Raw genomic sequence first — 19,719 nt, forward strand, 5'->3', positions numbered from 1 at the left:
ATGCCAAATAACCTTCCACTTACCCTTGTTTGGAAGGTTTTGTCTTATTTAGCTGGAAATCTTAATTAGGCTATATCTTGGAAAGTGGTTCTGTTTTTTAATATGGCATAGATCCAATGTAAGAGCTTATTTACACAAGCAATGACGGCGACTTTATAAAGTTTTCCTTCCTCACGCTTCTTATCATAAAAAGCTCTCAATCTCTTGTTTCTAGGGATGATTTCATCTGTTGTTTTTTTCTTGCGACAGTCACGAATACCAGAGCGAACAGCCATATATAAGGCGTGCCTTAATCTGCTTGAACCACGTTTTGTAATTCGAACGAGAGTAGCTTTAAACTTACCTGATTCAAACACTTCAGGATCAACCCCAGCGAACGCTACAAGCTTTTTAGGGTGATTAAACCGGTCTATCTCACCAATTTCAGAAATGATCGTTGCCGCGATTTTTTCTCCGATACCAGGGATAGATTGGATAATCTTATATTCTTCAACTTCTTTTGCGAGAGCGTCTATCTCTGACTCCATCTTGGATAGATGCTCTTTGTATTGAAGAAGCATATCAATATACATACTTAGACTCAGTAAATGACTCTGATAAAGCGTCTTTTTAAATGGATTCCGCGCTGCAGCTTGCTTAAGATCTCGAGCTTTTTCTTCTGCCCATCTCTTAGAGCGACTCTTACAGAATTCCTTGATTTTATCGGCCAACATATCTTCACCAACAGCCAGAATATCTTCTGATGCGGGAAATTCCTTTAAAACAAGCAAAGACACAACGGAATGTAAATCACCAAAAACCCCTTTATACTCAGGAAAGATTTGATCCAGCACTGCTTGGAATTGAAGCTTAGTTTGAACATATATCCCAGTAATATTTTCATGCTGTCGTGTGAGATTACGCAGGTTCAAGAGCTGAATGCCGCGTCTTTCATAGGGTTCTAAATCCTCTTTGTAGTAAAGCTCACAGAGACGATAGGCATCGATGGCATCCGTTTTAACTTTTCGTAAACTAGAGCTTTTAGCTCTGTGAGAAATCAACGGATTTACGATGATTAATAAATAGTTATGCTGCTCCAGATACTGAACCACTGGTGCGTGATAATGTCCTGTAGATGATTCTAAGATAACCGAAGGTTGGATACCGGTTTTGTCTTTGACACCTTCCAAAAACTCAAGTAACTTTCCTAGACCATTAAGATCATGCTTAATACTAAAACTTTTACCGTAAGGTTTGCCCTTATCTAAAAAGGCCTGAACCTCACTTTCTCCTTTTGAAACATCCAGACCTATGACTGGATTCATTCTCAATCTCCTCCTCAAATTCAACTTGCCAGTAGCCCCTATTTCCTCCTAGTAGTATCATAGCTTCGCTTGTTATACGAGATCTTTGTCCCAACCAGCCTCAAACATGTTTCTACGAGTAGGGGGTGAACGGTTTAACTGACGGGATCTAAGTCCCATGGGCAGGGACGTTCTACCCTGGCTACTGTTATAATAAGACCATATAAAAAAAGGTCAACCAGAAATATCTAGAATTCTGGTCAACCTTATAATACGAAAGGGCAGGATAATGGAAGAAAAAATGAGGCGTGGTAAAAATTAAGAGACTATTTTTATTTCTAACAATTCTTGTGTTTATATTGTGTGGCTGTTCGAATAGTGAACAGGTTAAAGAAATAGAGAATAAAGATAAAGCGAGTTCATTATTTATTCAAAAAGTTGAAGACGATACATCTTCTGAAGAGTTGACGAAGGTAGTGAATGATAAGAAAAAAATAGAACAAGTTTTGGCTATGATAGAAGGTCTTGAAGTCGAAAAAATCAGCTCGGAAGAAACAATGGAAAAGATGAAAGCTTCTAACACATATATGTTTGTATTTTCAGAAGGCAAGAATATCGAATCGGGTAAACAAGCACCGTTCGCTTTTTATGCCCTGGAAAACGGAACCTTCATTTTTCCGTACACTGATTTTAATTCCCCACAAAAACCTCCTTTAATTACAGTTAAAACGAAGGAGGGATTATTAGATGATATGAAGCAATTGTTTGAGCTTACATTTTAGAACTTATTAAACAAAAGGGCAATAACTGAAGATCAGCTAATTGATCGCCGGCTACTGCCCTTCTTCAAGTTTAGTTGAAATCAAAGCAGCGGCAAGGTAAAAGGCATCTTCTGTCCAAATAAATTGCAGATGAAAGGAAAAATAAATACTTTACACAAATCGCTACATCCTCAATATGTAATGAAAATTTACTCAAAGGAGCCACCGCTTTTACAATCACTACTGCTTTATTGTCTCGTTAAGTAAATTGTCACTATCTATTCCATATTAAGCAATAAAGCCAACGTTTGAATGAATCTTTTTTCTAATTTTGCTGATATTCTAGAACAAAGACAACCCCTTTAAAAGATAGTCGGAATTAGCCCACCGTCCATACGGATTGGGGACCCTTTAAATGCCGATGCATAAGGGCTACAGACGAATGTAGTAAGTCTTCCTATTTCAGTAGGTCTGATAAATCTTTGTATCTCAGATTGAGGTAGGTTTGAAGTCATAAATTCCTTCTCTTTCTCTGAAAAGGTCATGTCTTTCCTATCGTACATACCGTCGATGATTTGATGAACATTTTCAGAGAGGGTTGGTCCTGGCATGATCGTGTTAACCGTGACATCTTTCCCAACTGTTAATTTAGATAAGCTTTTTGACAATGATAAGAGCATTGATTTTGTCATACAATACTGAGGCATTTGTCCTGAAGGCATAACGGCTTCTTCACTTGCTATAAAGATAATCCGGCCAAACTCATTGTTCAACATTTTTGGGAGATAAAATTTAGATAAACCATTTGCAGCAAGAACATTGGTGCGGAAGTAGTTTTCCCATATTTCATCGTCTACGTCCTCATATTGCATGATTTCATAGATACCCATATTGTTAACTAAAATATCAATGTCGGGATGCTTTTTGAATAAATTCTCTCGTTGTTCATTATCCACAATATCGGCTGCAGCATTTTGAGGAGAGGTTGGAGGGAAATTTGATTTAATTTCATTTACAATGTTCTCTACCTCCTCATAATGACGGCCATTAATAAGGACATTAACCCCTTCATTTGCAAGTTCAATAGCAATTGCTTTGCCTATACCTTTAGTTGAACCTGTAACTAAAGCTGTTTTATTGGTTAGTCCCATTTCCATCATGTATTTCTCCTTTTCGTTTTAGTTAAAAATAAGGTCAGTTTATAGAGTTAACACCTACATGTACAGTACGCCAATTGGAGGGCGTATCTCCCTCCCAAAGCCGAAAAGCGCGATAGAACGAGTTTTGATCCTCATAACCAATCAGGAAAGCCACTTCGCCTATATCAAGTGAAGGATCTGCTAAGTACTCCCGTGCCAGTTCTTGTCGGACTTGTGATAACAGCTGTTGAAAGCTCGTCCCTTCACCATGAAGACGGCGCTGCAAGGTTCGATTGCTCATTCCTAACTCAGCTGCGACAGTCTGGATGTTGGAAAGTCCTCCCGGCAGGCTACGTTTCGTAATCCACTTGACCCTCTCGATAATTGAGTGGCCAGGTTGCTGCTTATCAATGGATTGGTCCAATGCGGGTGTCAGGATTTCAAGCAATTCTGCGTTATAAGAGACAAAAGGGCGGCGAAGGTCCTTTTTATGGAGCGTCAATCTGTTACGACTTCCACCGACTTGGACCTGGCACCCGAAGTAGGTTTCAAGCGACTGAACGTCGCCCATTAAAGGTGAAAATTCAACGGACTTCGCAGTCAACGGGTGGCCCGTTCCCCTTCGTCCCAACTCTAAAAGAAACGCAAGCGTAATCCCTACTAACATTGGCGGACCCGGTTGCTCTCTATTCAACCATCCGAGTTCAATCCTACATTCGTCGTTTTCATCTGTGATACGTAAGCTTTCAGGGGGGCACAACCGTTTATACCGAATCATGCGTGTAAGTGCGTCGAGGTAGTCACGGGCGTGATAAGCTGCTAAAACAGTTGGTGGAAAATGAACTGTTTCGAATCCGGTCGTTAGCTTAATGATTCCTTTTGCAATGTCCCCTATGATATCGGAATACGCCTCCCAAATAGAGAAATATTGGGCCGTTGTGACCATTGGTTCATTCATAAGAGTGAGTGGAAGTCCAGCCCTTCGAACCACTTCATGGGGGGCAATCCCTAGTTGACGCAATCCCGACCAAAATCCTGCCGGGAATTTAATAGAAGTATAAGCGGTCATATATCATTCTCTCCCCTAGCTATCTATAGCTTGAATAGCTTTTATTGTGTCTACCCTGTTATTAAGATAGTTATCATATTACCAACCCAATGTTGTTTTGTAACTAGCAAAAGACGACATACAACTAACTGTTTGCGCCATACACCTTTTGTTGAAGTGAATAAACAGCAAATGTTAGTGGGAAGCTGCGCCCGTACTTCCTTCTATTGCAAAAATATTATCATTTCAGAGCCTCGACCTTCATTGGGACTGAGGCTCTTTCTTCTTGTTTCAGGCCAAGTCGTTGAATATTCTTTCCCCACTAAAGTAAAGAGAACTTAAAAACACTTACAAAATGGTTAAACGCATAATAGGAAAATAAATGACAAAAGATAACCATTAAGACACACGTATAATTCAGGGGTTAAGATGTGAGGGACATGTGAGGAGGATTGAAGAATGACAGTGAGAGAAGGAATACAACAAGCGAATAGAGCTACCGAACAGATAATCGAAGTAAATGATTTGATGACGGAAGCAGTAGTTCACTCCTTTATGTTTACATGGCAATGGTGGTTTGGAATCGGACTATTTATTATTCCTTGGATCCTTTGGTTTCTATTTAGAAATAAGGAAAGTACAGGCAGACTTCTTATTGGAGGGTTTGTAACCATCATTTTATCATTAGTAATTGACCTTATTGCCTTGTCTTATGGGTTGTGGTCATACCCCATGAAATTTTCACCTGTAGCTCCACTGTTATTTCTTCCCTATCATTTTTCATTAGCACCTGTTGCCATTATGTTTGCACTTCAAATAAAACCGAGAACCAATGCACTTATAAAAGGTTCAATATTTGCTGCCATTGGGGCTTTTATAGGTATGAATTTCTTTGCCATGATTGATTTTTACAATCCAAAAGGATGGTCAACCATTTATGACTTTTTTATTTATCTATTCCTTTTCTTTGTAGCGCATTGGTTCAGCAACATGGATAGTTTTAAAAAAATATCAGATCGCTCTTGAGATAAGGAAGAGAGCCTATGATTTGTTCAAGTAACGGGCGCGATTATTTACATCGCGCTCTTTTTTGACGGAGTAAAACCATTGTAAGAAGTAAAAATTTTTGGAATAATTGGTATTAAGTTAACGTGGGTTTTTTAGAAGCAGGTGGGTTGGGACTTATATTTAAGATAGATTAAGAAACCATCACAATTGAAATACGACAACATTATTTTATATGGAGTATGCCAAAGAAGATAAAGTATTGAAAGTTAAGTAGAGGGACTTGAAAACCAGGGGGGACAAAGTTTGAAAACGATTGGACTTATAGGTGGAATGAGTTGGGAATCCTCAGTAAAGTATTACAAAGTAATCAACGAAGAAGTAAAAGAAAGATTAGGAGGGTTACATTCAGCAAAGTGTCTATTATACAGCGTAGACTTTGAAGAGATTGAACGCTATCAAGCGGAAGGTGATTGGGAAAGTGCGGGTAGAGCATTAGGAGAAGTTGCCTCCTCTTTAGAAAAAGCAGGTGCAGAATTCATCGTCATTTGTACAAATACGATGCATAAAGTCATTGATCATGTTGAGGCGCGAATCAACATTCCGGTACTACATATTGCAGATGCAACAGCAAATGAAATTCAAAGAGCCGATATGAAAACAGTTGGCTTACTTGGGACTGCATATACAATGGAGCAAGATTTCTATAAATCCCGGATTCAATCTAACGGGATTAACGTATTGGTTCCAGACAAAGAAGAAAGAAACACCATCAATAACGTTATTTTTGAAGAGTTGTGTTTAGGGAAAATGGAACAATCGTCTAAGGAGTACTTTAAGAGTGTGATTCAAAAATTAGTGGATAGAGGAGCGGAAGGAGTCATCTTGGGATGTACAGAAATCGGATTGTTAATTAAACCGGATGATTCAGAAGTTCCATTGTTTGATACAACCGTTATTCATGCAATTGAAGCTGTAAATACGGCTCTAAAATTAGAATATTTAAAGTAGGGGGGCAATAATTGAAGATTTGTAAATTGATCCAACTACTGCACTTATTCAATTAGTAAAAAAGGATATGTGGAGGGGATTCTAATCGAAAACAGGAATAGTAGTCTCTCAAATGAAAAGTTATGGTTAAGGGATTTTACTATGAGTGATTGGATTGGTGTACATCAATACGCATCACAAGAGATCGTTTGTCAATATCAGCCTTGGGGACCGAATACAGAAAAAGACTCGCAGGATTTTGTAAATCAAGCGATTAAAGATTCTACACAAAACCCAAGAACAAGGTTTGTTTTTGCCATTATCTATGATGAAATGTTGATTGGAGCTGGAGAGTTAAATATAAGGAGTTTTACTAATAAAGTTGGAGAAATTGGCTATATTGTGAATCCAGATTATTGGGGAAAAGGGATAGCGACAGACGTTGCCACTCTATTAATTGATTTTGGATTTGGAGAACGTAAACTTCATCGTATATTTGCAACTTGTGACCCAAGGAACATAGGTTCATCAAAAGTGCTGGAGAAAGTTGGAATGACCAAAGAAGGTAGAATGCGTGAAGATTTGTTATTGAAAGATGGCAGGCGAGATTCATTACTATACAGTGTTTTGGAACACGAATGGAAATCGTAATAAGCTAACGGGGGCTACAGCTGAAGATCCATCGGACAGCTGATCTTTAGCGTTTTTCTCTGTTCATTCAAGGTTGGCATAAGATTAAAATTGTAAGATGTTTACTCATTATATAGAGGTGGAATTGTATGCCTAAAATTGACAATATGCTGGCCATTCTCTGGATGCTACGTTCAGGTGAAAAAGTGACAGCACAACAAATCTCTGAAAAGTTAGAGATGAATATAAGGACGGTGTATCGTTATATTGATACCATTTCAACAAGTGGCGTACCGATCGTTTCAGAACCAGGTCATAACGGTGGCTACTCATTATTGAACCATTTTGTTGAGGCTCCTCTTTTCTTTGATGTTGAGGAACAAACGTCACTTTATCACGCGGCTGTTTTTGCAGAGGAAGCAGGATATTATGGAGGGGAAGCTCTCGATCGGGCTATTTCTAAACTAAGTCACCACTCCAATCAAGAACAGGAAACAAAAGTAAACCAACATGTAACGAGTCTTGAAGTCATAAGTGGATTACGTTCAGCTTCTATCGAACCTTTCTTGAAGGATTTGGAGCAGGCCGTAGCGGATGGGTACTCAGTCAACATTCTTTATCATAAAAGTGGCGAACAGCCATTAAGTGAAAGATTGGTCGATCCGTACAGAATGATCTATTGGAATAACAAGTGGTATGTGATTGGATTTTGTCATCTTCGAAATGATATCCGCAGTTTTAGAGTCGATCGAATGGAACGTCTGGTGCTAACCGAAAATACCTTTAACCGACCGGAGAATTTTTCAGCACGTGACTACTTTATAAAAAGCCTCCTTCCAACGTTAGAAGATAAGGAAGGGATTATGTCTTTGGTTCTTCAGGGGGAAAAAAGTGCATTGGATGATATTTGCCAGCATTGGTTCTTGGGACATTATTTACAAGAACGTTCCCCCAATCAAGCCGTGTTTCTTCTTGAAAAAGAGATCATACATACCTATGTACCTTATTTACTTCTACCGTACAATACATCGATTAAAGTGATGGAGCCCATCAGTCTTAAGAGAAGGATGATTGAAGTTCTGTCGGAATTAATAGAATTTCATCACGTTTAATGACTTCCCTGACGCTACCTGTCAGGGAAGTTTTATTATAATGGCTCTATCAATAGTGATTGGAGTGTAATTGGATGCAAACTACAAAAGCTTTTCTATATGTATTTGATACAATGTCAGACTGGGAATACGGATACTTAATGGCTGAACTAAACTCAGGAAGATATTTCAAAAAAGACGCAGCATCTATAAACGTCATGACAGTAGGTGCTACTAAAGAAATGATTACGACGATGGGGGGACTGAGCATAAAACCGGATATGTCCCTTGATGAATGGACTCTTGAGAGGGAAGATCTTTTAATATTACCAGGAGGGACCACTTGGAGTGAAGAAATCCATCAAACTATCCTTGAAAGAACTGGCCAAGCTTTAAAGCATGGCACGATTGTGGCTGCCATTTGTGGTGCAGTTGAGGCCCTTGCGAATAGGGGATACTTAGATACTCGAAAGCATACAAGTAATAATTTGGAATACACGAAAATGGTATGTCCTCACTATAAAGGAGAAGCGTTCTATGAGTCGGGACCAGCGGTAGCTGATGGCAACTTAATTACGGCATCAGGGATAGCTCCTCTGGAATTTGCCATGAAGGTACTGAAAAAAATAGATGTGTTTGCGCCTGATACATTGCACTCCTGGTATCAACTGAATCAGACTCATCAACCCCAATACTTCTTTCAGTTAATGAATTCAATAAGTAAATGAAGGTGCTGAAAAAGCTCAATTTCTCTATTTGATTTGTAGAGAAGTTGGGCTTTTTACTTTGGACTTTCCTGACGATAGTCCTATTGGGAAGTTTCATTTACGTAAGATTGGGAATGTAATAATGAAGTAACCAACCACCAATAATCGGAAGCAACGTCATATTCGTCACTGATCAACAGACGGAAATATTCCGCCTATTAACTCAAGAAATGAAATAAGGGATGATGTTTCTGTGTGTAAGTGGAAAACCTCCGCTTATTTCTTTGTGAAGAATACGTATATTAATTACACAAGGCACTCTTTTAGAAACTTCTTAAAGGGATATTTCTGGTCAAAGTTCGCGAAGAAAAGAGGTAATGAAAATGAAACTATTTGCTCATCGCGGAGTGAGTGGAGAGGCTCCGGAGAACACACTGTCTGCCTTTAAAGCAGCAGCCGAGTCAGGTGCCCACGGAATTGAACTGGACGTACAACTGTCAAAAGACGGCCAGATGGTCGTCATCCATGATGAAACCATCGACCGCACCACGAATGGAACCGGTTATGTGAAGGATTTGACATGGGAACAGCTCAGAACCTATGACGCCGGAAATTGGTTTCACCCCTCCTTCAAAGGAGAGTCCATTCCTTCACTAGAGGAGGTCCTGGATGTGGTGACCACCCATCGTGAGTTGATAACCATCAATATCGAACTGAAGAACGATCAAATCGACTACCCACAGTTGGAAGATAAGGTCCTGGAGCTGCTCAAAGAAAAAGGAATGAAAGAACAGACGATTATTTCTTCATTCAATGCTGAGAGTCTGAAAAGGGTCAGAGAGCTTGATCCTGATATTGAGACAGGTTTCCTTTTTGAAGGGATTCCAGCAAATATTCTGGACCGGATCAAGCCATTACAGGTCAACGCCATCCACTGTGAGGCGGAGTTCGCCCAATCGCCAACGGGGCGAATCGTCATGGAGATGGGAATTCCGTTGCGTGTTTTTACCATCAATACAATGGAAGAATTTCAGTTGGTGAAAAAAGCGGGTGTAGAGGTTGTCATGACTGATTATCCGGGGTTGTTATTGGATTATCTATAGAGACATAAAGGGTTCCGTTTTGAGGTGCTCGCACAACAAATAGTGACACTCAAACTAGAAGCCATAAAAAGTAAAGAGATTCGTCGATTGACGAGTCTCTTTGTTTTGGAATATAAATTATTTGCGACATATAAGCGAGTATGTACGAGATAAACTTATATTTCTGAAGGAGTAGTTCTGGAAGCAGCCAATGCAGTCAAAACCTTCTCAATATAACGATATACTTCTTCTGCATTCCCCAGAAATTCTTCAACATCTACATGACTATCCAAGTAACACGCATACAGATAGTCAACTAATGCTGAATCAATAGTACAATATTCTAATATGCCATTCTTCATCTTAGAAATGTCATCTTGCCAAACCACTGTATCTTCTAAAACCAAAGAGTATAATGCACGAATTAATTTTTTTGAGTAACCTTTGGTATATCTGGATTTCAGCGTGTCATCAGTGGCATTAGAGAGAAAACCGCGAACGCGTTCCACTGCCTCTTGAGTGTCTGAATTCAAGTCTAATATGAACTCAGGTGAAATAAGAATAGGCGGTACTTCTTCACCAATATCAGTACCATGTATACAAACACAGATGATCTTGATCCAAAATCCCCATTCATTGGGCTTACTTCTTACATCATCCAGTGAACAAATAACCGTATCAACCTTCGTTACGAATGGATATTTCTGTAACATCTGGTCCTTCAGACATGATACTCTATCATAATCTATATCTTCTGGTCTTTCACATACTATTGTAAAATCTGCATCAGACTCAAATGGCTTAGCAGTACCTTTAGGAATGGAGCCACACATATAAATACTGTGAATCTTCCCATTGAACTCTGAAAGTAAGCTAGCTGTATACTCCTCTACAAAAGGTTTGTACTCACTCTGAATATTAATCTTCTTTATAACCTTCTCCAAAACCCTATCTGGTCTCATTTTATCTCCCCCTGGTTAAAAGTCATTTTATAAATTTTTCTTTTATTGCTTTTTTCACTATCCTGCCCGTTAGCCGAAGATGCTCTGACCTAACAAAAGCGGGGCGGCTACTTGTTCAACAAACACCCCCTTTAGCGTAATAAGCTCTTTAGCAAAACTTGAACTCATTTATCCCTGTTCTTTCTTGTTTCTCTTTTTTTTTCAATGTACCTCAATCGCAATTATTCGCTTCTGACTTGCACTATACGCTCTACAACAAATCCAACTAATAAGCCGATAGCAAAAGGAAGTAATGCAATATTTGCATCAAAAATCAACCCATTTTCTAACGGTTCGTTTAGAACTAATGAAAACCTAAATAGAGATAAATCGAATATATTACCAATCCAATAAAATAGTGCCATTGTCAAAATTGATGATAATAAAGGAAACCATATTTTTCTCATAAGAGTCCTCCTCTTCAGTCTTTGTTATTGAATTAACCTGCCCAATAATGGAATAACATAAATTCTAATCAATTTCTTTAAACTCGATGTACGGCATATCATCTTTTTTTGCCTTTTTCCTTGAACGATACAACTCTAAAACTTCTTTTTCATACTCGTTTTCTGCACCGAAATTTTCTTCATAATACTCACCTATATAAATGGCACGATACTTATTACCCTTTTTGTCTATAACGTCTACCACCCCACAAGAGAAGTGGTCATTTAACCCAGAAAAACTATCAGCAACAAATAGTCTAGCAGCTTCTTCACCCACCTCTGCTATCTCGACCTCAGTGTATCGCATTGTTGTATTGTCCATCTCTTCTCTGCTTAGTAGAGTGAACTCTGGAACAGCTTTATCCTGTGATACTTCTAGCTTCTCAAAAACGATTGAATCCCTAGAATCCTCAAAACATCCGACAAGAAGCAAGGCAACCACTATTATACAAAAACAATATTTGATCATAACGCCCCCTTTTGAATTAGGCGAAACCGAATAGAATTAAGTGTCCCGTTAGGAAATACCTCTTATAAAGAATATGGTTGATCTTTTAGAAATAATTAAAGAACCTTTGGGTCCTCTTAATCTTTAGACTTCTTCTTTTCAATCATGGATAATATCGAATACAAGATAATTCCACATGCCATCATCAGAAGAAAAGTGTTTGTGATAAGGTTAAAATCAAGCTCATGGATGACTTGTTCTACTTCTCCGTTCCCACTGACCGTAATGTATTTCCATCCATCATATTCGAGCGTAAAGAAAGAGAGAATCAAGCCTACAATAATTCCACCGACAATTGAAATCCAACCTTTTTTCATTGCCTCACCCCTTAACGTAAGTATAAAGGAACAAAGGGGGAAATATTAGTAAATTCTGTAATATTCGTTGATATCCATTCACATCTGGATAAAATCCCCCCTCGAACACGTCCGTGCCATCCATTTAAAAAGAGATCAAAACAAACGAAACTATTGCAAACGATTACAAAATTGTGTTACCTTATGTGTAACCGGTTACACAAATAACCAACCAAACGAACAGGAAGTGACTTACGTGGCAACAATCAAGGATGTGGCGAGTGAAGCGGGGGTGTCGGTGGCGACTGTCTCCCGGGTGCTGAATGATAACGGCTATGTAGGAGCCGAGACGAGGAAGAAAGTGATGGGGGCGATCGAGAAGCTGAATTACAGCCCGAATGAGGTGGCACGCTCTCTCTATAAACGGGAGTCGAGACTGATCGGACTGCTGCTTCCGGATATCACGAACCCGTACTTCCCGCAGCTGGCGAGAGGGGTCGAGGATGAAGTGAGCGAGGCTGGGTTCAGGCTCCTCCTTGGTAACAGCGACGAGAACATCCAGAAGGAACTGGATTATATCCAGACCTTCGTTCAGAACAATGTCGTCGGCATGATCTCTGCGACCAATCATTTGGAGCATGATCAGCTGTATAGTGAATTGAATCTCCCACTCGTCCTCCTTGACCGGACTACGGACAACTATCCGGCTGTCTATGCCGACGGACGCAAAGGAGGGCGCCTCGCGGCAAAGACCTTAGTGGAAAAAGGCTCGAAGCGGATCACCGTCATGAAGGGGCCGGCACACGTCAAGCCGGCTCAGGACCGGTTCCGTGGAGCCGTCGAGTATTTAAGCGGGACAGACGTCGATTTCACGGTGATGTCCACGACCTCGTTCTCCTTTGAAGACGCAAAGGGCTGGGCTGAGGAACTGTTCGCCACCTATCCTGATACGGACGGGGTCATCGCGAGCAATGATATCGTCGGGATCGCGATTCTCCATGAGGCCTTGAGGCTCGGGAAAAAGATTCCGGAAGACGTACAGATCATCGGCTACGATGACATCCCCCAGAGCAGCCTTTCCTATCCGGCGCTCTCGACGATCAGGCAGCCGGCTTACGAAATGGGCAGGCAGGCCGCGGCACTTCTGATTAAACTGATAAAAAAAGAAAAAAACATCGATACAACGGTTCAGCTACCGGTTGAACTCATACAGCGAAACACAACACGAAAGGGATGAAGGAAGATGAAAAAAGCGAAGATTGCCGTAATCGGCAGTTCATCCATGGATCTAGTGGTCACATCAGCGAAACGCCCCGGTGCAGGGGAAACGGTACTTGGCGACAGCTTTGACACGGTACCCGGAGGAAAAGGAGCCAACCAGGCCGTTGCAGCAGCAAGACTTGGGGCAGATGTTTACATGATCGGATGCGTCGGCGATGATCCTTACGGCAAAGAGATTTTGGAAAACTTCAAGAGTAACGGTGTTCATACAGAGTATGTGGAACCGGTTACAGGTCAGAAATCCGGAACCGCACACATCATCCTCGCTGAAGGGGACAACAGCATTGTCGTCGTAAAAGGGGCCAATGATCTTGTGACACCAGAATACGTTGAGAAAGCAGCAGATTTCCTCAAAACATGCGATCTCATCATGATCCAGCAGGAAATCCCGGAGGAAACAGTTGAGTACGTGGCAGATCTTTGTAACAAGATTGAAGTACCACTGCTACTGAACCCGGCACCGGCACGAAAGATTTCACAGAATGTCATCGTTGGTGCCAGCTACCTGACACCGAATGAACATGAAGCAGATGTACTCTTTAATGGAATGAATCCGTCAGAAGCGCTGAAACAATATCCTGACAAAGTCATCATCACCGAAGGAGCAGCGGGAGTTCGCTACCATAATGGAATAAAAGAAATTCTCGTTCCTTCCTTCAAAGTAGAAGTGGTGGATACGACAGGGGCAGGCGATACCTTCAATGCCGCATTCGGAACGGCTGTTGCTGAAGGACAGTCAATGGATGAAAGCCTCCGATTCGCAAACCGCGCCGCATCTCTTTCCGTGACCGGATTCGGGGCACAGGGCGGAATGCCGACAAGAGACGAAGTGGAAAGGAAGCTGGCAGAATGAAACGACATGGCATCTTGAACAGTCACATAGCAAAAATACTGGCCGACTTCGGCCACACGGATACGATCGTCGTGGCCGATGCCGGTCTCCCGATTCCGTCAGACGTCGTGAAAATCGACCTGGCATTGAAACCGGGAGAGCCGTCCTTCCTAGACGTGGTCGAACTGTTAAAGGAAGAAATGGTTGTTGAAACCGTAACGCTAGCTGAAGAAGTCGAAACGAATAAAGGGGTTCACGAACAGATGACCTCATGGTTCGACGGGATCCAGTATGTATCCCATGAAGACTTCAAGAAAGAAACCCACAAGGCGAAGGCCGTCATCCGCACGGGGGAAGTCACACCGTACGCGAATTGTATTCTTCACGCGGGAGTCATTTTTTAAAACAAAGGGGGTAGTAGCATGCAGATCAGCATGAAGAATATCCATAAAGCATTTGGGACGAACAAGGTCCTTGAAGGCGTCGACATCGAGATCGGGGACGGCGAAGTCCATGCCCTGATGGGAGAAAACGGGGCCGGAAAGTCGACCCTGATGAACATCCTGACGGGTCTTCACAAGAAGGATCAGGGCACGATCACTATCGACGGGAAGGACATGACGTTCGACAATCCGAAGCAGGCCGAGGAATTCGGCGTTGCCTTCATCCATCAGGAACTGAACGTCTGGCCGGAGATGACCGTCCTTGAGAATCTTTTCATCAATAAGGAACCGGTTACACAATTCGGTCTCATCAATACGAGAAAAATGAAAGCGGTTGCGAATGAGCAGTTTAAGAAACTGAACATTTCCATCCCTCTCACAAAAGAAGCGGGGCAGTGCTCGGTCGGGCAGCAGCAGATGATCGAAATCGCCAAAGCCCTTATGACGGATGCAAAAGTCATCATCATGGACGAGCCTACAGCGGCCTTGACGGACCGGGAAATCGAAACGCTCTTCACCGTCATCCGTTCGCTAAAGAAAGCCGGCGTGTCGATTGTGTACATCTCCCACCGGATGGAAGAGATCTTCACGATTTGTGACACCATCACGGTCATGCGGGACGGACGCACGGTGGATACGACGCCGATCCCCGAGACGAACTTCGATGAGGTCGTGAAGAAAATGGTCGGACGTGAATTGACCGACCGCTTTCCAAAACGCCAACCAAAGCCAGGAGAAACGATGCTTGAAGTCAGGAACCTGACGAAAAAGGGACTCTTTGAGAAAGTGAGCTTCGAGGTACGTTCAGGAGAAATTGTCGGCGTGTCAGGATTGATGGGGGCAGGCCGAACGGAAATCATGCGCACCATCTTTGGACTCGACGGACGATATGAAGGCGAAATCATCGTGAACGGGAAACCGGTCACCATTAAAACACCAGATCAGGCCGTGAAGCTCGGTCTTGGTTTCATCACCGAGGATCGGAAGGATGAAGGACTCGTCCTCGACTTTTCCCTGAAGGATAATATAGCCCTTCCAAGCCTCTACAGCTTCACGAAGAAAGGCTTGATCAATGATAAAAGCGAGCAGGACTTTGTGGAAATGCTCATTAAACGGCTGACAATCAAAACCGAATCAGCCCGGACCCACGCAAAGAACCTGTCCGGCGGGAACCAGCAGAAGGTGGTCATCGCCAAATGGATCGGCATCGGTCCGAAAGTGCTCATCCTCGACGAACCGACAAGGGGAGTCGATGTCGGCGCGAAACGGGAAATCTATCAACTGATGAACGAGCTCACCGACCGGGGCGTCGCGATCATAATGGTCTCATCCGAGCTGCCAGAAGTGCTCGGAATGAGCGACCGCATCCTCGTCGTCCATGAAGGGACCATCGCAGGAGAGCTATCAAAGGAAGACGCCACACAGGAAAAAATCATGACATTGGCGACAGGAGGTCACGCACATGAATAACGCACTTAAAACGAATCACGTCGGCAATCTGATGCAAAAGCTTGGTCCGCTCCTAGGACTGTTTGTGCTGATTGCGACCGTATCCATCATCAACCCTAGTTTTCTAGAACCCCTGAACTTATTGAATCTATTACGACAGGTCGCGATCAACGCCCTGATTGCCTACGGGATGACCTTCGTCATTTTGACCGGAGGAATTGACTTATCCGTCGGCTCGATCCTCGCCTTATCCAGTGCCCTTATGGCAGGGATGATGGTATCAGGAATCGACCCGATCCTAGCGATCCTGATCGGCTGTATCCTTGGAGCCGTGATGGGAATGGTCAACGGACTATTGATCACAAAAGGAAAAATGGCACCATTCATCGCGACACTTGCAACGATGACGATGTTCCGCGGATTGACGCTCGTGTACACAGACGGAAATCCAATCACGGGACTCGGTGACAGCTATGCATTCCAACTGTTTGGAAGAGGATACTTCCTTGGAATCCCGGTACCTGCCGTCACGATGATCCTGACGTTCGCGATCCTGTGGGTGATCCTGCATAAAACCCCGTTCGGCCGAAAAACGTATGCCATCGGTGGAAATGAAAAAGCAGCCCTGATCTCAGGGATCAAAGTACCACGCATCAAAGTGATGATCTACTCCCTGGCCGGCTTACTGGCAGCACTCGCAGGAGCGATCCTCACGTCACGCCTGAATTCAGCCCAGCCGACAGCGGGTACATCCTACGAACTTGATGCCATCGCCGCCGTCGTTCTAGGCGGGACAAGCCTGTCAGGCGGACGCGGACTGATCGTCGGAACACTGATCGGTGCACTCATCATCGGAACATTAAACAACGGTCTGAACCTGCTCGGCGTCTCATCCTTCTTCCAAATGGTCGTAAAGGGTGTCGTCATCATCATCGCCGTTCTCATCGACCGAAAGAAAGCAGCGTAGGAGGGATACTATGAAAAAAGCATGGTTACTACTAATCAGTTTGTCACTCCTATTCCTGGGCGCCTGCTCCCTGCAGCCGCCGGAATGGGCGAAGCCAAATACAAGCTCTAACCCTGAAGACATCAAAATCGGACTATCCGTTTCAACACTGAATAACCCATTCTTCGTCTCCATGAAAAACGGAGTAGAAGACGAAGCGAAGAAACAAGGCATGGAAGTCGTCGTTGTTGATGCCCAGAACGATGCTGCCAAGCAAATCAATGACGTAGAAGACCTCATCCAGCAAGGCGTCAACGTCTTACTCATCAACCCGACGGACTCAGCGGCCATCTCTACTGCCGTTCAATCTGCCAACAGCCTAGGCATTCCGGTTGTCACCCTTGACCGCTCAGCGGAAAAAGGAGACGTCGCCACACTCGTCAGCTCCGATAACGAAAAAGGCGGAGAAATGGCAGGAGAATACCTCGTCGAACAGCTTGGTGAAGGAGCAAAGGTGGCAGAACTCGAAGGTGTCCCTGGAGCATCCGCCACACGTGAGCGTGGAGCCGGGTTCCACAATATCGCGGATGAAAATTTAGATGTCGTGGCCAAACAGACGGCAAACTTCGATCGTACCGAAGGATTAAATACGATGGAGAACCTGATCCAGGGGAATCCAGATATCAAAGCTGTATTCGCTCATAATGATGAAATGGCATTGGGAGCACTGCAGGCGATCCAGAGTTCTGGTCGTGACGTTCTAGTCGTTGGGTTTGATGGAAATGAAGATGCGATGACTAGTATCCTTAATGGTAATCTTTCTGCGACGGTTGCTCAGCAGCCTGAGAAGATTGGTTCGCTAGCCGTTCAGGCTGGGGCTGATGTGTTGTCAGGGAAGAAGGTAGACAAGAAGATTCCGGTTCCGTTGAAGTTGGTGACGGAGGAGAATGTGGAGAAATAGATAGAATGAATGAGATGGGGAGCCCCTTTCGTGTATTTATTGCGGAAGGGGTTTTTATTATTGTGGTAAAGGCAGGGGGGAATCTTTGCGGGATAAATGGTTCTATACTAAAAGTACTTAGAAATTAGTGATTTCTATTGAGAACGTCAACCTACGTACCTATAAAATCTAAATAGAGTGACACCATTCTAATGATCACGTCTATTCAGCGGCATTAACCTCATGAAGCTTAGAGAGTAGATGGCAACGACTCTATCGCTACTCGCGGTATAGTATTGAAAAGGAGAGCACCAAAATTAATCAATTGCTTAGCGTTACTTGGTAAATTTTTCGAACAAACTGTGGTGAAGTTTAATAATTAAGCCCTTATCCCCTGATAGAAGAGTGTATGGAGAGAACCATTTTTTTCTCCCCCTACCTCTCACTTAATATTTACTTTTTTTGACAGAGAAAATCAAAAGAAACCACTTTATTCTCCTGTATAAGAAAAAGCCTTAAAGTTTAACTTTTTAGAAATAATTACTAAATAGTAATGTAAAATATATTAATGTATCCATAAAAAGGATTATATTTAGTAAAATAGTATTGAGTATGAATAACAAATGCAACCCAATAAAGGAGTGTTGATTATGTAATATTAATTCGAGTCCAAGTTAAGTAATATTTGCTACTAAACACATTAAAAAACTATAACAGGAAGCAGGATAACTATGAAGGTTAAAGATATATGGAAATGGCTACTATCGAAATACGATAATGCTGTTTTGCTTGAAATTTACAAAAATAATAATCTTATTTGTAAGGGCTTTCGAACAAATACCATTCAAGATGTTAAGACAAACCGAAAACGTCTGATTACGAACCTATTAAGTAACGAAAATTATACCAAACTATTAGCTTGGTCACGAAATAACAGTCTGATTGAGGGAGATGAAAAACAATATAAAAATAAGGAAATAAACGAGTTGGTTGAACTTTCCAAAGAAAAGGGGGCGACTACTGTCTTATTAAAACTAATCTCGGAAAATGAAGAGCAACTCGCAAAGCAGCTATTTGCTACTTTGCAAGATGAAACTAGTAGTTTATTAGAAATTCCAAATCAATCTATTGAAATCAGTGGCAATAATGTTATTTCTAATGAGTCATATTTAAAGAAACAAGAGCAAAAGACGAAAGAAGAAGTATGTGCTAACAAAACAGAAGGGAAGAAGTTTCAAAGATTAGTTCAAAAGGTTGAGAATCTAACAAACGAGTTAAAGAAACGAGATGCTTTACATAAAGCAAAAGTTGAAGAGCTTGAAAAGAGTCAAAGCAACTCCCTTAGGAAATTACATGAGAAGAATCATCTTTACGGAAAACTATTAAAAGAAAGAGAAGCCATAAGTAATGAATACGAACAGGAAAAAGAACAATGGAAAGAAGAACGAGATAATTTCACAAGAGAAATTGAATTACTTGAAATTGAAGTAAAGAAATTAAAAGAAGATATAGAGCTTAAGAGTTACTTAATGGACGAGTCAGAAGAAGTGAAGATTCAGATACTTGTAATTGGAAGACCTGCATCACTTATACAGTTTAAAAGCGAAAAAGTTAAGTTTGAATTTGTTGATGCTAATGAGGTACACGACTATGAGTTTTCCAATGAATATAATGCTTACTGGGTTTTGTTATATGAACTTTCCCAAAAAGACCAACTTTTACTGAAGGTTAATGAGTCCTATGCAAATTTGGATGAAAATATAATTAAAATATGCAAAGACTTCATCGAAGTTAAAAGAGAAATTAATAAATACAATAAACTAGAAGCGAGGGCTAATTAA

21 protein-coding genes are annotated in these 19,719 nt (G+C 41.8%); 14 read left to right on the forward strand and 7 right to left on the reverse strand.

Features of this window, described 5'->3' with window-relative positions:
• Positions 1–65: 65 nt before the first annotated feature.
• Complete coding sequence (locus tag BVI01S_RS06035; RefSeq protein WP_034756507.1) at positions 66–1,304, reverse strand: IS110 family RNA-guided transposase; 1,239 nt, start codon at positions 1,302–1,304, stop codon at positions 66–68.
• Positions 1,305–1,591: 287 nt separating this feature from the next.
• Here BVI01S_RS06035 and BVI01S_RS06040 point away from each other — a divergent pair, with 287 nt between their 5' ends.
• Positions 1,592–2,065, forward strand: coding sequence for a hypothetical protein (locus BVI01S_RS06040; protein ID WP_156477305.1), 474 nt, complete (start codon positions 1,592–1,594; stop codon positions 2,063–2,065).
• A gap of 341 nt (positions 2,066–2,406) precedes the next feature.
• Here BVI01S_RS06040 and BVI01S_RS06045 read toward each other — a convergent pair whose 3' ends face one another.
• A complete protein-coding gene (locus BVI01S_RS06045; protein WP_061809622.1) occupies positions 2,407–3,201 on the reverse strand; it encodes an SDR family NAD(P)-dependent oxidoreductase in 795 nt (264 codons plus the stop codon).
• A 37-nt stretch (positions 3,202–3,238) separates the two neighbouring features.
• Positions 3,239–4,252 carry an AraC family transcriptional regulator gene (locus tag BVI01S_RS06050; protein WP_061809623.1) on the reverse strand — a complete coding sequence of 338 codons (1,014 nt, stop codon included), beginning with the start codon at positions 4,250–4,252 and terminating at the stop codon, positions 3,239–3,241.
• Between the two features lie 438 nt (positions 4,253–4,690).
• Between BVI01S_RS06050 and BVI01S_RS06055 the strand changes: the two genes are divergently transcribed.
• From BVI01S_RS06055 to BVI01S_RS06080, 6 genes are all read left to right on the forward strand, one after another.
• Entirely contained in the window at positions 4,691–5,257 is a 567-nt protein-coding gene (locus tag BVI01S_RS06055) for a CBO0543 family protein (protein ID WP_034756521.1), read from the forward strand.
• A 285-nt stretch (positions 5,258–5,542) separates the two neighbouring features.
• On the forward strand, positions 5,543–6,247 hold the full coding sequence (locus tag BVI01S_RS06060; RefSeq protein ID WP_061809624.1) for an aspartate/glutamate racemase family protein: 705 nt from the start codon (positions 5,543–5,545) through the stop codon (positions 6,245–6,247).
• Between the two features lie 84 nt (positions 6,248–6,331).
• Complete coding sequence (locus BVI01S_RS06065; protein ID WP_439951100.1) at positions 6,332–6,877, forward strand: GNAT family N-acetyltransferase; 546 nt, start codon at positions 6,332–6,334, stop codon at positions 6,875–6,877.
• A 128-nt stretch (positions 6,878–7,005) separates the two neighbouring features.
• A complete protein-coding gene (locus BVI01S_RS06070; RefSeq protein ID WP_061809626.1) occupies positions 7,006–7,968 on the forward strand; it encodes a helix-turn-helix transcriptional regulator in 963 nt (320 codons plus the stop codon).
• A 74-nt stretch (positions 7,969–8,042) separates the two neighbouring features.
• Positions 8,043–8,675 carry a type 1 glutamine amidotransferase family protein gene (locus tag BVI01S_RS06075; protein WP_061809627.1) on the forward strand — a complete coding sequence of 211 codons (633 nt, stop codon included), beginning with the start codon at positions 8,043–8,045 and terminating at the stop codon, positions 8,673–8,675.
• A 362-nt stretch (positions 8,676–9,037) separates the two neighbouring features.
• Entirely contained in the window at positions 9,038–9,757 is a 720-nt protein-coding gene (locus BVI01S_RS06080) for a glycerophosphodiester phosphodiesterase (RefSeq protein ID WP_244886886.1), read from the forward strand.
• 155 nt (positions 9,758–9,912) lie between these two features.
• Here BVI01S_RS06080 and BVI01S_RS06085 read toward each other — a convergent pair whose 3' ends face one another.
• The 4 genes from BVI01S_RS06085 to BVI01S_RS06100 all read right to left on the reverse strand — a co-directional run bounded on the left by BVI01S_RS06085 (position 9,913) and on the right by BVI01S_RS06100 (position 12,008).
• Positions 9,913–10,698, reverse strand: a complete 786-nt coding sequence (locus BVI01S_RS06085; protein ID WP_061809629.1) for a nucleotidyltransferase domain-containing protein — start codon at positions 10,696–10,698, stop codon at positions 9,913–9,915.
• Between the two features lie 221 nt (positions 10,699–10,919).
• Entirely contained in the window at positions 10,920–11,144 is a 225-nt protein-coding gene (locus tag BVI01S_RS06090; RefSeq protein ID WP_061809630.1) for a hypothetical protein, read from the reverse strand.
• A gap of 64 nt (positions 11,145–11,208) precedes the next feature.
• Positions 11,209–11,652: a hypothetical protein gene (locus BVI01S_RS06095; protein ID WP_061809631.1), complete on the reverse strand. Its 444-nt coding sequence runs from the start codon at positions 11,650–11,652 to the stop codon at positions 11,209–11,211.
• A gap of 116 nt (positions 11,653–11,768) precedes the next feature.
• Complete coding sequence (locus tag BVI01S_RS06100; protein ID WP_061809632.1) at positions 11,769–12,008, reverse strand: hypothetical protein; 240 nt, start codon at positions 12,006–12,008, stop codon at positions 11,769–11,771.
• A gap of 235 nt (positions 12,009–12,243) precedes the next feature.
• Between BVI01S_RS06100 and BVI01S_RS06105 the strand changes: the two genes are divergently transcribed.
• The 7 genes from BVI01S_RS06105 (at position 12,244) to BVI01S_RS06135 (ending at position 19,719) form a co-directional block, all read left to right on the forward strand.
• Positions 12,244–13,224 (forward strand): LacI family DNA-binding transcriptional regulator, encoded by a 981-nt coding sequence (locus BVI01S_RS06105; protein WP_061809633.1) that lies wholly within the window; start codon positions 12,244–12,246, stop codon positions 13,222–13,224.
• A gap of 6 nt (positions 13,225–13,230) precedes the next feature.
• Positions 13,231–14,121 carry a ribokinase gene (rbsK, locus tag BVI01S_RS06110; protein ID WP_061809634.1) on the forward strand — a complete coding sequence of 297 codons (891 nt, stop codon included), beginning with the start codon at positions 13,231–13,233 and terminating at the stop codon, positions 14,119–14,121.
• Entirely contained in the window at positions 14,118–14,504 is a 387-nt protein-coding gene (gene rbsD / locus BVI01S_RS06115) for a D-ribose pyranase (protein ID WP_061809635.1), read from the forward strand. Before rbsK ends, rbsD begins: the two co-directional genes overlap by 4 nt.
• Before the next feature lie 18 nt (positions 14,505–14,522).
• Positions 14,523–16,013: a sugar ABC transporter ATP-binding protein gene (locus BVI01S_RS06120; RefSeq protein ID WP_061809636.1), complete on the forward strand. Its 1,491-nt coding sequence runs from the start codon at positions 14,523–14,525 to the stop codon at positions 16,011–16,013.
• Positions 16,006–16,959 (forward strand): ribose ABC transporter permease RbsC, encoded by a 954-nt coding sequence (gene rbsC / locus BVI01S_RS06125; RefSeq protein WP_034756545.1) that lies wholly within the window; start codon positions 16,006–16,008, stop codon positions 16,957–16,959. The genes BVI01S_RS06120 and rbsC overlap by 8 nt, the downstream gene beginning before the upstream one ends.
• A gap of 10 nt (positions 16,960–16,969) precedes the next feature.
• Positions 16,970–17,899, forward strand: coding sequence for a ribose ABC transporter substrate-binding protein RbsB (gene rbsB / locus BVI01S_RS06130; protein ID WP_061809637.1), 930 nt, complete (start codon positions 16,970–16,972; stop codon positions 17,897–17,899).
• 710 nt (positions 17,900–18,609) lie between these two features.
• Positions 18,610–19,719, forward strand: coding sequence for a hypothetical protein (locus tag BVI01S_RS06135; protein WP_061809638.1), 1,110 nt, complete (start codon positions 18,610–18,612; stop codon positions 19,717–19,719).

Source organism: Rossellomorea vietnamensis NBRC 101237 (genome assembly GCF_001591825.1).
GTDB classification, from domain to species: Bacteria; Bacillota; Bacilli; order Bacillales; family Bacillaceae_B; genus Rossellomorea; species Rossellomorea vietnamensis.

What these genes read in the sequence shown, in the direction of transcription:
- BVI01S_RS06035 (WP_034756507.1), bottom strand. Translation starts at nt 1,304, where the DNA reads ATGAATCCAGTCATAGGTCTGGATGTTTCAAAAGGAGAAAGTGAGGTT.
- BVI01S_RS06045 (WP_061809622.1), bottom strand. Translation starts at nt 3,201, where the DNA reads ATGGAAATGGGACTAACCAATAAAACAGCTTTAGTTACAGGTTCAACT.
- BVI01S_RS06050 (WP_061809623.1), bottom strand. Translation starts at nt 4,252, where the DNA reads ATGACCGCTTATACTTCTATTAAATTCCCGGCAGGATTTTGGTCGGGA.
- BVI01S_RS06055 (WP_034756521.1), top strand. Translation starts at nt 4,691, where the DNA reads ATGACAGTGAGAGAAGGAATACAACAAGCGAATAGAGCTACCGAACAG.
- BVI01S_RS06070 (WP_061809626.1), top strand. Translation starts at nt 7,006, where the DNA reads ATGCCTAAAATTGACAATATGCTGGCCATTCTCTGGATGCTACGTTCA.
- BVI01S_RS06075 (WP_061809627.1), top strand. Translation starts at nt 8,043, where the DNA reads ATGCAAACTACAAAAGCTTTTCTATATGTATTTGATACAATGTCAGAC.
- BVI01S_RS06080 (WP_244886886.1), top strand. Translation starts at nt 9,038, where the DNA reads ATGAAACTATTTGCTCATCGCGGAGTGAGTGGAGAGGCTCCGGAGAAC.
- BVI01S_RS06085 (WP_061809629.1), bottom strand. Translation starts at nt 10,698, where the DNA reads ATGAGACCAGATAGGGTTTTGGAGAAGGTTATAAAGAAGATTAATATT.
- BVI01S_RS06090 (WP_061809630.1), bottom strand. Translation starts at nt 11,144, where the DNA reads ATGAGAAAAATATGGTTTCCTTTATTATCATCAATTTTGACAATGGCA.
- BVI01S_RS06095 (WP_061809631.1), bottom strand. Translation starts at nt 11,652, where the DNA reads ATGATCAAATATTGTTTTTGTATAATAGTGGTTGCCTTGCTTCTTGTC.
- BVI01S_RS06100 (WP_061809632.1), bottom strand. Translation starts at nt 12,008, where the DNA reads ATGAAAAAAGGTTGGATTTCAATTGTCGGTGGAATTATTGTAGGCTTG.
- rbsK (WP_061809634.1), top strand. Translation starts at nt 13,231, where the DNA reads ATGAAAAAAGCGAAGATTGCCGTAATCGGCAGTTCATCCATGGATCTA.
- rbsD (WP_061809635.1), top strand. Translation starts at nt 14,118, where the DNA reads ATGAAACGACATGGCATCTTGAACAGTCACATAGCAAAAATACTGGCC.
- BVI01S_RS06120 (WP_061809636.1), top strand. Translation starts at nt 14,523, where the DNA reads ATGCAGATCAGCATGAAGAATATCCATAAAGCATTTGGGACGAACAAG.
- rbsC (WP_034756545.1), top strand. Translation starts at nt 16,006, where the DNA reads ATGAATAACGCACTTAAAACGAATCACGTCGGCAATCTGATGCAAAAG.
- rbsB (WP_061809637.1), top strand. Translation starts at nt 16,970, where the DNA reads ATGAAAAAAGCATGGTTACTACTAATCAGTTTGTCACTCCTATTCCTG.
- BVI01S_RS06135 (WP_061809638.1), top strand. Translation starts at nt 18,610, where the DNA reads ATGAAGGTTAAAGATATATGGAAATGGCTACTATCGAAATACGATAAT.